The organism is Mesorhizobium sp. M2A.F.Ca.ET.039.01.1.1 (assembly GCF_003998035.1).
Taxonomy (GTDB): domain Bacteria; phylum Pseudomonadota; class Alphaproteobacteria; order Rhizobiales; family Rhizobiaceae; genus Mesorhizobium.
Genome location: NZ_RZRY01000149.1, coordinates 1 through 11291, shown reverse-complemented (window position 1 = coordinate 11291; position 11291 = coordinate 1). Strand labels below are relative to the sequence as shown.

Annotated in this window: 11 protein-coding genes, 2 tRNA genes and 1 pseudogene; 10 read left to right on the top strand and 4 right to left on the bottom strand. The window is 64.4% G+C overall.

All coding sequences use genetic code 11. The features are described 5' to 3' along the window. Positions 1-203 (top strand): PfkB family carbohydrate kinase (locus EOA24_RS14070; RefSeq protein ID WP_245501793.1); only part of this gene is annotated, 203 nt, incomplete at its 5' end. A 45-nt stretch (positions 204-248) separates the two neighbouring features. On the opposite strand, the gene EOA24_RS14065 is transcribed toward EOA24_RS14070, so the two are convergent. The 3 genes from EOA24_RS14065 to EOA24_RS14055 form a co-directional block, all read right to left on the bottom strand. After that, the gene (locus tag EOA24_RS14065) at positions 249-1274 is read right to left on the bottom strand and encodes an aldose epimerase family protein (protein WP_126082218.1); all 1026 of its coding nucleotides are present in this window, start codon (positions 1272-1274) and stop codon (positions 249-251) included. Between the two features lie 183 nt (positions 1275-1457). After that, the gene (locus tag EOA24_RS14060; protein ID WP_126082217.1) at positions 1458-2915 is read right to left on the bottom strand and encodes an NAD-dependent succinate-semialdehyde dehydrogenase; all 1458 of its coding nucleotides are present in this window, start codon (positions 2913-2915) and stop codon (positions 1458-1460) included. Positions 2916-3092: 177 nt separating this feature from the next. Further along, a complete protein-coding gene (locus tag EOA24_RS14055) occupies positions 3093-4043 on the bottom strand; it encodes an AEC family transporter (RefSeq protein WP_127409860.1) in 951 nt (316 codons plus the stop codon). Between the two features lie 162 nt (positions 4044-4205). On the opposite strand from EOA24_RS14055, the gene EOA24_RS14050 reads away from it, so the two are divergent. The 3 genes from EOA24_RS14050 (at position 4206) to EOA24_RS14040 (ending at position 5110) form a co-directional block, all read left to right on the top strand. Further along, positions 4206-4754, top strand: a complete 549-nt coding sequence (locus EOA24_RS14050; RefSeq protein WP_126082215.1) for a histidine phosphatase family protein — start codon at positions 4206-4208, stop codon at positions 4752-4754. Positions 4755-4966: 212 nt separating this feature from the next. After that, a tRNA-OTHER gene (locus tag EOA24_RS14045) sits at positions 4967-5041 on the top strand. Position 5042: 1 nt separating this feature from the next. Beyond that, positions 5043-5110 (top strand) — tRNA-Asn (locus EOA24_RS14040). A 21-nt stretch (positions 5111-5131) separates the two neighbouring features. On the opposite strand, the gene EOA24_RS14035 is transcribed toward EOA24_RS14040, so the two are convergent. Then, complete coding sequence (locus EOA24_RS14035; protein WP_126082214.1) at positions 5132-5488, bottom strand: hypothetical protein; 357 nt, start codon at positions 5486-5488, stop codon at positions 5132-5134. On the opposite strand from EOA24_RS14035, the gene EOA24_RS14030 reads away from it, so the two are divergent. From EOA24_RS14030 to EOA24_RS14005, 6 genes and pseudogenes are all read left to right on the top strand, one after another. Then, the gene (locus EOA24_RS14030; protein ID WP_126082213.1) at positions 5478-6620 is read left to right on the top strand and encodes a slipin family protein; all 1143 of its coding nucleotides are present in this window, start codon (positions 5478-5480) and stop codon (positions 6618-6620) included. The genes EOA24_RS14035 and EOA24_RS14030 overlap by 11 nt on opposite strands. Before the next feature lie 193 nt (positions 6621-6813). Further along, on the top strand, positions 6814-7095 hold the full coding sequence (locus tag EOA24_RS14025) for an acyl carrier protein (protein WP_127257432.1): 282 nt from the start codon (positions 6814-6816) through the stop codon (positions 7093-7095). Positions 7096-7210: 115 nt separating this feature from the next. Next, on the top strand, positions 7211-8398 hold the full coding sequence (locus EOA24_RS14020; RefSeq protein ID WP_126083769.1) for a beta-ketoacyl-ACP synthase: 1188 nt from the start codon (positions 7211-7213) through the stop codon (positions 8396-8398). A 28-nt stretch (positions 8399-8426) separates the two neighbouring features. Beyond that, entirely contained in the window at positions 8427-9698 is a 1272-nt protein-coding gene (locus EOA24_RS14015) for a beta-ketoacyl-ACP synthase (RefSeq protein WP_126082212.1), read from the top strand. A gap of 115 nt (positions 9699-9813) precedes the next feature. Further along, entirely contained in the window at positions 9814-10842 is a 1029-nt protein-coding gene (locus EOA24_RS14010) for a zinc-binding dehydrogenase (RefSeq protein WP_126082211.1), read from the top strand. Between the two features lie 20 nt (positions 10843-10862). Further along, positions 10863-11291, top strand: a pseudogene (locus EOA24_RS14005) (lipid A biosynthesis lauroyl acyltransferase); the annotation flags it as partial.

Below are 11291 nucleotides of genomic sequence, written 5' to 3'. Positions count from 1 at the left end.
CCGTGGATGCGGCGCATGTGGCCGCCCCAGTCGACACCACGGGGGCCGGCGATTCTTTCAACGGCGGCTATCTCGCCGCGCGGCTTGCCGGCCACGCGCCTGCCGACGCGGTGCGCCGCGCGCATAAAGTGGCGGCCGCGGTCGTGCAGGTTCGCGGCGCGCTTGCTCCATTCGCGACGTTGAGGGCAGCATTCGACAGTTAAGCGCCGTCGAAGCTTTAGCGCACATTACTTCAATACCGAAAAACCTTAAGGCAAACGGAAGCGGTATTCCGTCACCTGATGATAGATCTGCCCTGGCCACAGCGTCGCCTGCGGGAAATAGGGCCGGTTCGGCGCGTCCGGCCAGGTCTGCGCTTCGAGGCAGAGGCCTGAAAACGCCTTGTAGTGGCGGCCGTCGAGCCCCGGCGATGCCGGCGCGACGAACTGGCCGCTATAGAGCTGCAGTCCAGGCTCGGTGGTCCAGACTTCCATCTCGACGCCGGAATTGGCGCCTTGCACCCAGGCAGCCTGGTGCAGCGGCCCGCGGCTGGAGGCGAGGCAGTAATTCAGGTCGTATTGAAGCTGCTCGCCCTCCATTTCCATGCGCAGCGCCCGCGCCTGCCGGAAATCGAAAGGCGTGCCGTCGACCGGCTTCACGACACCGGTCGGGATCATCTCGTCATCGACGGGCGTGTAGGCGCTGGCGTTGAGCATCAGCCGATGGTCGAGGATGTCGCCGACGCCGCCATCGTCGAGGTTGAAATAGGAGTGCTGCGCCAGATTGCAGAGCGTCGGCTGCTCGCAAGTCGCGGTCAGTTCCATGCTGAGCGTGCCGGGAATCTTCAGCCGGTAGGTGCAGGTGACGTCGAGCGCGCCGGGAAAACCCATCGCGCCGTCCGGATCGTGCAGTGTCAGCGTCACGAAATCGCGGCCGTGCAGCGAGACGGTCCATGGCCGGTGGAAAAAGCCTTCCGAGCCGCCATGCAGCGTGTGCTTGCCGAGAAAATTCTGCTCGGTCTGGTAGCGCTGGCCGGCAATGGTGAAACGGCCGCCGCCAATGCGGTTGGCGAAGCGGCCGACGACCGCCCCGAAAAAGGCGCGGTCGGTCTCGTAGGGTTCGAAGCGGTCGTAGCCCAGCACCAGCGGCGCGTCGTGGCCGTTCAGTCGAAGATCCTGGACGATCGCGCCCAGTCCGATGATGTTGGCGGTCAAGCCGCCGCCCCGGATCGTGAACCGGCGTACGGCCTCGCCCGCCTGCGTCGTGCCGAAGACCTCGCCGTCCTTCATCGCCATGCCCGAAAATGTAAGTTGTCGATCAATGGATTTAGGCCGGCTATGGATGATCCGGCAAGGGCAGGCTCAGGCAATTCCAGATGTCTGACTGTTTTTCGACCGTACCAAACAGATAGAGCCGCCCATCGTTTCAGTGAAACGACGGACGGCTCTTCAAAACCTATCCAGTACGGCCGGTCGATATCAGAGCCCCAGGCCACCGAAGCAGGCATATTTGGTGTCGAGATAGTCCTCGATGCCCTGATGCCCGCCTTCGCGGCCGAGACCCGATTCCTTGACGCCGCCGAACGGCGCCTCGGGCGTGGTGATCAGGCCTTCATTGACACCGACCATGCCATATTTCAGACCTTCCATGACCCGGAAGGCTCGGCCGAGATTGCCGGTGTAGAAATAAGCGGCGAGGCCGAACTCGGTGTCGTTGGCCAAGGCCACCGCCTCTTCCTCGGTCTCGAACTTGAACACGGGCGCGATCGGCCCAAAAATCTCTTCCTTCATGAATCGCATGTTCGGCGTGGCGCCGGAGATCACCGTCGGCTGGAAGAACGAGCCGCCAAGCGCATGGCGCTTGCCGCCGGCGACGACCTGGCCGCCCTTGGACGTGGCATCAGCGATGAATTCCTCGACTTTCTCGACCGCCTTCTCGTCGATCAGCGGTCCCTGCTGCACGCCTTCCTCCAGGCCCGAGCCGACCTTGAGGTTGTTGCTGGCGGCGGCGAGCTTCTCGACGAACTGGTCATAGATGCCTGCCTGGACGAGGAAGCGGTTGGTGCACACGCAGGTCTGGCCGGAATTGCGGTATTTCGCGGTGACGGCGCCGGCCACCGCGCGGTCGACATCAGCGTCGTCGAAGACCAGGAACGGCGCGTTGCCGCCGAGCTCCATCGACACTTTCTTGACCGTCGAGGCGGACTTCTGGATCAGCAGCTTGCCGATCTCGGTCGAGCCGGTGAAGGTGATCTTCTTGACCAGCGGATTGGTGCAGAGTTCGTCGCCGATCTCGCCGGCTGAGCCGGTCACGACGTTGACGACGCCCTTCGGGAAACCGACTTCCTCGACCAGCGCGCCCCAGGCGAGGCCGGAATAAGGCGTCTGCGAGGCGGGCTTCACCACAGCGGTGCAGCCGGCGGCCAAGGCCGGACCGATCTTGCGGGCGAGCATCGAGGACGGAAAATTCCATGGCGTGATGGCGGCGATGACGCCGACCGGCTCCTTGGTCACAAGGATGCGGCGGTCGCCCCATGGCGACGGCACGATGTCGCCATAGACGCGGCGGCCTTCCTCGGCGAACCACAGGATGTAGGCCGCGGACGAGCCGATCTCGCCCTTGGATTCGGCGAGCGACTTGCCCTGCTCGATGGTCAGCAGCTCGGCCAGCACGTCCTGATTGTCCATCATCGCGTCATGCAGCTTGCGTAACAGCTTCGAGCGCTCGAGCGCGGTGGTCTTGCGCCAGCTCTTGAACGCTTCCTCGGCCGCCTCGATGGCGCGGCGGGTTTCAGCCTTGCCGGCCTTTGGCACGGTGCCGATCTTCAGGCCCGTCGCCGGATTGTTGACGTCGATGGTCTGGCCGCTGTCGGCCTGCACCCATTCACCATTGATGAGATTGGCCTGGCGCATGAAATGGCTGGTTTTCTGAAGCATGGTCTGGCCTCCGTTCGGCGCGCTGATCGGCCGTTTTTCTGGATATCCGTTGAAGCGTGCTTCAAGAGCCGCACGCCGGCGCATTGCTCTTACCTAGGGAAAGGCAGGCAAGCAATCACAAGATGGCATATAGGGGTTGGGCCAGCAAAGGCGAGCCGCGCATACGCTTGCTGACGCTTATCCGAAGATGTGCACGACCACCGTCAGCCAGAACGACGTGGTTAGCACCGCGCTTGCCGTGGCAAGCGTCATCTGGTTCGAGGCCAGCGCCTGGCCGGTGTTGAACTGGACGGCGATCAGGTAGGAATTGATGCCCGACGGCAGCGCCGCAACGACGACCGCGACCTTGGAGGTCAGCGGCGGCAGGCCGAGTAGCCACACGAAGGCCAGCACCAGCGCCGGCATCAGGAACAGCTTCAGCACCGACAGCGCCAGCGCCGGCCTGATATTGCCGGAGATGCCGAAGCGGCGCAGGCTGAGCCCCATGGCGAACAGCGCCACCGGGCCGGCCGTGTCGGCGAGCGTATCGACCAGCCGCTCGACAAGGTCGGGCAGCGGCGCGCCGGTAAGGCGCCAGGCGAGCCCGGCCAGGATGCCGATGATCAGCGGATTGATGAACAGGCGCCTGAGGAAGCTTTTGACGACACGCAGCGGGTGGACCGTCTCGCCGCTGCCGCGCCCGAACATCTCGAACAGCACGATCGACGCCATCATCATGATCGGCAGGTGGACCGAAACCAGCAGCGACAGGACCTCGAAGCCGCTGGCGCCGAATATGCCGAGGATGAAGGGGGCGCCGAGCAGCACGACATTGGAATAGGCCGAGGACACGCCGCCGACGATCCCCGCGCGTGCGTCCCGACCGAACAGCCGCGTCGTGACCAGATGGCCTGCGGCCCAGGTGATGGCGACGGCAGCGAAATAGGCGCCCCACAGCGACCATGGCGCCACACCGTGGAAATCCGACTTGACCATGGTTTGGAACAGAAGCAGCGGCATCGCCACATTGACGGCGAATTCGGAAATGCCCTCCCCGCTCGCCGGCTTCAGATAACCGGTCAGCCCGGCCAGATAGCCGAGCGCCACGAGGCTGAAGACGAAGAGGACGGTTTCAGTGAGCGGAGTCATTTTGCGGGCGGAGACATTTTTCCCGTGATAGGCGAGCCCCGGCCGCTGTGCAATTGGCGCCGCACGCCTATCTCCGGCGCCTCTGCTTGTTTTCCGGACGGCTTTGCGATCCCTATATGCCGATCACGGCCTCGGCCCGCCCGGGCCGCCAAAGGACTTCCGATGCTGCGACTTGTTCTGGCGCTTTTCCTCCTTGCCGCTCCCACTCTTGCCCACGCGACCGATGCCGGCTGGGCGCTGCTGCGCGACGGCGGCCATGTCGTGCTGCTTCGCCATGCCTTCGTCACCGGAGCGACCGACCCGGCGAATTTCGACATCGGCAATTGCGCCACGCAGCTCAATCTGTCCGAGCGCGGCAAGCAGCAGGCAAGCCGCATCGGCGCGCTGTTCGCGGCGCGCGCAGCACCCATCGATCACGTGCTCTCCAGCCGCTACTGCCGCTGCCTCGACACCGCCCGCATCGCTTTCGAATCCGAGCCGCAGCCCTTCGCGCCGCTCGACCTGCTCAAGACCGACCCGGCCGAGAAGGCCGCGCAAATGGAAGCGGTGATGAAGGAGATCCGCGGCTATTCCGGCTCCGACAATCTGGTGCTGGTCACGCATCTCGAAAACATCGAAGCGCTCACCGGCGTGGCGCCGCGCGAAGGCGAGGCCGTGGTGGTGGCGCCGGACGGCGACGGCCTCAAGGTGCTGGGGCGCGTGACTTTCTAAGGCATCGCGCCGGCCGGTGTTGCTGAAATACAACTCCCGGAAGAAGCCGCAAATTTGCCGCCACAATGCCGCTTGCGACAACCCGTCGCAGGGTCTATAGGCGCGCTCCCGGTCACGAAAACCGAAGCGAGCACAACGGTTGGAGCTTTCGTCTCCGCCCGCGCAGGCGGCTTTGCCGCGCTGTGTACGGCGCCGTTTCGGGTGTTGGGATCGCCGATGTAGCTCAGAGGTTAGAGCGCCGGATTTGGGTCCGGAGGTCGAGGGTTCGAGTCCCTTCATCAGCACCACGGATAGCTCAGTTTGGTTAGAGCATCAGATTGTTAATCTGACTGTCGAAGGTTCGATTCCTTCTCCAACGGCCTGATAAGCCGACACCTTCAGGTGGTGTTATCCAAAACGGTCCGGGGACCGGAATGCGAGGACTTCACGGACGGCAAGGTTTCGGCCTCGCCGGGCGGCGACGTCCTGCGCCATCGGCGCGCGGCCAGGCCCGCGATGACGGTCAAGGCGCGGCGCGGCCGGCAAGGGAAGCTCGGGCTTCCGGCGCCCGCTTCGCCGCCCCGCGATCCGCTCCCGAAGGCCCGCTTCGCGCGGATGCCACCGGTCTCCGGATCATTCGTGCCCAGGAACATGAAGTACGACGACGTGAAACGAAAAACGAAAAGGATGATCGACGCATGACGTGACGCCTCGGATGGGGCCATGCCCGACAGGAGTAAGACAATGAAGACCATTCTCGAAAAGGCTCTTGGACGCCAGCGCGTCCTCGTGAAGGAAAATGAACGTGCCGTCGCCCTCTACAAGGGCGAGATCCAGGCGGTCCTGATGCCGGGCGAACATTGGCTCGCCAACCGGCGCGGCAACCTGGAAATCTCCAGGCACGACCTGAAGAACCCGGAATTCGTTTCGGCTTACGAGAAGGCATTGTTCGACAAGCTCCCGGACGTGGCCGCGCGTCACTTCACCGTCGTCCGCACCGGACGCATGGAGGTCGCCGTGGTCGAGCGCGACGGCGCGCTGCATTCTGTGCTGTCGCCGGACCGCAAGCTGGTGCTGTGGGCGGATGCCGGTCCGTGGAAGGTTACGACCGTCGACACGGCGGCCGATCTCGCCATCGATCCGGCGCTGATGCGCCGGCTCGGCCAGGCCCGGAAGACGGAACACATGTTCCTGCATCCGGTCGTGGACGGCCAGGTCGGGCTGCTCTTCGTGGATGGCGTGCTCGTTCGCACGCTTGAAGCGGGCGTGCATGCCTTCTGGAATGTCGGCCGCATGGTCCAGCTGAAGGTCGTCGACATCAAGCGCCAGTCGCTCGATGTCGCCGGGCAGGAAGTGCTGACCAGGGATCGCGTGACGATCCGCGTCAACATCGCCGCCGAGTACCGGGTCGTCGACCCGGTCCAGGCGGTGAGCACGGTGAAGGACTTCTCGGAAGCCCTCTACCGCGCCCTGCAGTACGCCTTCCGCAAGACGCTTGGCGCGCTCACGCTCGACCAGATCCTCGACAAGAAGGTCACGGTCGACGAGGACGCGGCGGCCAAGGTGCGCGAAGACATGGCCGCGATCGGCGTCGAGGTCAGCGACATCGCTCTCAAGGATGTGATCCTGCCGGGCGACATGCGCGAGATCCTCAACCAGGTGGTTTCGGCCGAGAAGCAGGCTGAGGCCAACGTCATCCGCCGCCGCGAGGAGACGAACGCCACGGGTTCGCTGCTCAACACGGCCAAGGTGATGGCCGAGAACCCGGTGATGCTGCGGCTGAAGGAGCTCGAGGCTCTGGAGGCCATCGCCGGCAAGGTCGAGCGGCTCACCGTCCACAACGGGACGGGCGGGCTGCTCAACGATCTGGTCAAGCTCCGCGACTGATGCATGTCGCTCAGCTGACGCAGCGTAAGATGGGAAGGACCGCCGGTTCGAACGGCGGCCCTTCTTGCGTTCCCAAAGCCGGCGTCCCATCTGCTCCCGGCGCATCAGGCCTTTTCCTGCCGGGAAAAACCGATTAGACAGCGCGCAAAGCAAGATGCGGACAGATTCCGCCCGCAACCCGAAGGAAGAGCCCTTGTCCACCACATTCGAGAAAGTCGCCAAGATCATTGCCGATACCAGCGAGATCGATATCGACACCATCACGCCCGAGAGCCACACCATCGACGACCTCGGCATCGACAGCCTCGATTTCCTCGACATCGTCTTCGCCATCGACAAGGAATTCGGCATCAAGGTGCCGCTGGAAAAGTGGACGCAGGAGGTCAATGACGGCAATGCCTCGACCGACGACTATTTCGTCATGAAGAACCTGTGCGCCAAGATCGACGCGCTGGTCGCGGCCAAGAGCGCCTGATGTCTACGGCGAGCGCGAACTTGACGCGCTCCGCGCATGACCCCGAAATCGGCATCGATTTTCGGAAAGGATCATGCGCAAAATCAAAAAGTCGCCTGACCCACAACAGCCGCCCATGAGTTCCCACGACGTCGTCATCACCGGCATCGGCCTTGTCTCCTCGCTGGGAGAGGGTCCGGATGCCCATTGGCAAAAGCTTACGCAGCCTGGGTTCCAGCCGGTGCTCGATGCCGAGCGCTTCGCCCCCTATACCATTCATCCTCTGCCCGAGATCGACTGGAACCTGCAGATCGCCAAACGTGGCGACCAGCGCCAGATGGAAACCTGGCAGCGCCTCGGCACCTATGCCGCCGGCCTTGCGCTGGACGATGCGGGAGTCAAGGGCAATGACGAGCTTTGCACGACCATGGACATGGTGGTGGCGGCCGGTGGCGGCGAGCGCGACGAGGCCGTCGACGCCGCAATCCTTGCTGCTTCCGAAAGCCGCAACGACCGCGACGTGCTGCTCAACGAGAAGCTGACGACGGAACTGCGGCCGACTTTGTTCCTGGCCCAGCTCTCCAACCTGCTCGCCGGCAACATATCGATCGTCCACAAGGTCACCGGTTCCTCCCGCACCTTCATGGGCGAGGAAGGCGCCGGCGTCTCGGCCGTCGAGACGGCAGCCGCGCGCATCCGCTCGGGACAGTCGACCCATGTTCTGGTCGGCGGCGCCTTCCAGACGGAGCATTCCGACATGCTGCTGGGCTACGAGCTCGCCGGCTACCTGCATCGCGGCCCCTGGAAGCCGGTCTGGCAGCGTCAGGGCTCCGAGGGCGGCGGCGTGGTCACCGGTTCGGGCGGCGCTTTCCTGGTGCTGGAGCAGCGCGAGCACGCGAAAAGCCGCGGCCGAAGGATCTATGCCGAGCTCGGCCCCATCGTGTCCGGCCGCGCCAGACGCCGCCTGGGTGAGTTGGATGCCGAGATCGTGGCCCTACTGAAGCAGGCCGAATTGCCCGCCGGCGAACTGCTGACGATATCCGGCGCTTCGGGCGCTCATGCAGCCACCGCCGCGGAGAAAGCGGCGCTCGACGCCAATCCGGCGCTCGCCGTGCGCGGCTTCTCGACGCTGACCGGCCATATGAAGGAGGCGCAGTTCCCCTTCGCCGTGGCGCTCGCGGCCATGGCGATCGACCGCAAGGCCGGTTACCCCGTTTTCGATGCCGCAGCCGAGAAGCCGTTTGACGGTGCGCCGAAGGCAGTCCTTGCAACGGCGATCGGCTATCACCAATTCGAGGGCATGGGGCTGATCAAAGCGGCCTGAGGTACGATCGAGGCTGTCAGGACAAAACATGGCCAATCTCAAAGACCACATGGGCAGGCCGGTCGTGGCCGTCACCGGCATCGGCGTCGTGACGTCGCTGGGCGTCGGCAAGACCGACAACTGGGCGGCGCTGACGTCCGGTAAATCCGGCATCCATCCGATCACCCGCTTTCCGGTCGATCACCTCAACACCCGCATTTCCGGCATGGTCGACTTCCTGCCGTCGAGCTCGAAGGGCGCAAGCCACCTCACTTACGAACTGGCGGAGACCGCGGCCCAAGAAGCCGTGTCGGAAGCACGGCTCGATTCCGGCGATTTCGGCGGCCCGCTGTTCCTCGCCTCGCCGCCGGTCGAGCTCGACTGGGCCGACCGTTTCTCGCTCTATAATTCCGACAAGAAGGATGGCGGTTCCGAGAGATTGCTGCGCGTCGCCCGCGCGTTGAAGGAGCTCGACATCTTCGAAACCACCCAGTTCGGCTCGATCGCCGACCGACTGGCCGACCGCTTCGGCACGCGCGGCCTGCCGATAACGCTCTCGACCGCATGCGCTTCAGGCGCCACCGCCATCCAGCTCGGCGTCGAGGCGATCCGGCGCGGCGAATGCGACAAGGCGCTGTCGATCGGCGCCGACGGCTCGGCGACGGCCGAGGCGCTGATCCGCTTCTCGCTGCTTTCTGCCCTTTCCACCCATAACGACATCCCGGAAAAGGCGTCGAAACCCTTCTCCAAGGATCGCGATGGCTTCGTGCTCGCCGAAGGATCTGGCGCTCTGGTGCTGGAATCGCTGGAAGCAGCCCTGGCCCGCGGCGCGACGATCCTCGGCATCATGCGCGGCTGCGGCGAAAAGGCGGACGATTTCCACCGCACTCGCTCCAAGCCCGATGCGTCGCCGGCTATCGCGGCGGTGCGCGCCGTCCTTGCCGATGCGGGCATGAGCGAGGACGAGATCGAGTATGTCAACGCGCACGGCACCTCGACGCCGGAAAACGACAAGATGGAGCATCTGTCGCTGTCCACCGTGTTCGGCGAGCGTATCGGCTCGATGCCGGTCTCGTCGAACAAGTCGATGATCGGCCACACGCTGTCGGCGGCAGGCGCGGTCGAGGCCGCCTTCTCGCTGATGACCATGCGCGAAAGCGTCATCCCGCCGACCATCAATTACGACAATCCCGATCCGGCCATTGTCCTCGACGTCGTCCCGAACAAGAAGCGCAACGCCGAGGTCGGCACGGTTTTGTCGAACTCTTTCGGCTTCGGCGGCCAGAACACCTGCCTTGTCATGGCGCGGGAACCGGTCTAAGCGGACATTTTTCCGCCAATGCATGTCGCGCCGAAGTGAAATCGGTCTTGCGACAACGACATGCATGACAAAGAACCTGAAGCGCAACGCGCTTTAGAACCGACTGACAGGCCCTATGCGCGCATTGCAACTTATCGAGGATCGCCGTCTCGAAACGGTGGACCTGCCGCCTCCCCCGCCGCCTTCGCTGGGCGAAGTGACGCTCCGCATCAAGGCGGTGGCGCTCAACCATATCGACGTCTGGGGCTGGCGCGGCATGGCTTTCGCCAAGCGCAAGCTGCCGCTGGTCGTCGGCGCCGAAGCTTCCGGCGAGGTCGAGGCGGTCGGTCCAGGAGTCTCCAACCTGCTGCCGGGGCAGTTGGTGTCGATCTACGGCGCGCGTACCTGCGGCCTGTGCCGCGCCTGCCGCGAAGGCCGTGACAATCTGTGCGAGCATGTTTCCGGCGTCCATGGCTTCCATCTGGATGGCTTCGCCCAGGAGAAGATCAACCTGCCGGCGCGCCTGCTGGTGCCCGCTCCTCCCGGCGTCACCGAGATCGGCGCGGCGGTCGCGCCCGTAACCTTCGGCACGGTCGAGCACATGCTGTTCGACAACGCGAAGCTGGAGCCCGGCGAGACCATTCTCGTCCATGCCGGCGGCTCCGGCATCGGCACCGCCGCCATCCAGTTGGCCAAGAAGATGGGCTGCACGGTCATCACCACGGTCGGCTCGAACGACAAGATCGACAAGGCCAAGGCGCTCGGCGCCGATCATGTCATCAACTACCGTGAGGACCGCTTCGAGGGCGTCGTGCGCAAGCTGACGAAGAAGAAAGGCGTCGACGTCGTCTTCGAACATGTCGGCGCCGACACGTTCGCCGGCTCGATGCTGTGCTTGAAGCGCGGCGGGCGCCTCGTCACCTGCGGTTCGACCTCGGGCGTGTCGACGCAGGTCAATTTGATGCAGCTCTTCCAGCAGCAGCTGAAGCTGCTCGGCTCCTTCGGCTGCCGCATGGAGAACATGGCCAACGCCATGCAGAAGATGGCCTCTGGCCTCGTTGCCCCGGTAATCGACACCGAGGTGGGTTTCGACGACATCGATGCCGCGCTGAAGCGCATGGAAGGCCGCGACGTCTTCGGCAAGATCATCCTGCGCGTTTCCTAAAACAGTTCCAGGAAAGGCGGATGGTCGGCAACGCGCTCAGGAAAGCCCGCCGGGACTTCATGTTCCGCTACGGCCTGCGGCTGCGCCAGATGGAGCACTGGCTGGTCGCCCGGCTCGCCATGGTGTTGCTGTCGCTGCTGCGCCTGTTGCCGCCGGACAGCGCGCTCAACTTCGCCGACCGCGCCGCCCGCCGGGTCGGTCCGCTGGTCGGGCGCCACCGGGTCGCGGTCAACAATCTGCGCCTTGCCTATCCGCAGAAGAGCGACGCCGAAATCGAGGCCATCGCGCGCGACATGTGGGGCAACATGGCCCGTCTCGCGGCCGAATACATCTTCCTCGATGCATTGTTCGACTTCGACCCGGACGCTGCGAAGCCGGGCCGGGTCGAGGTTCGCGGCATCGATCATTTCGTCGCGATCGCCGGCGAGGAGAAGCCTCACATCCTCTTC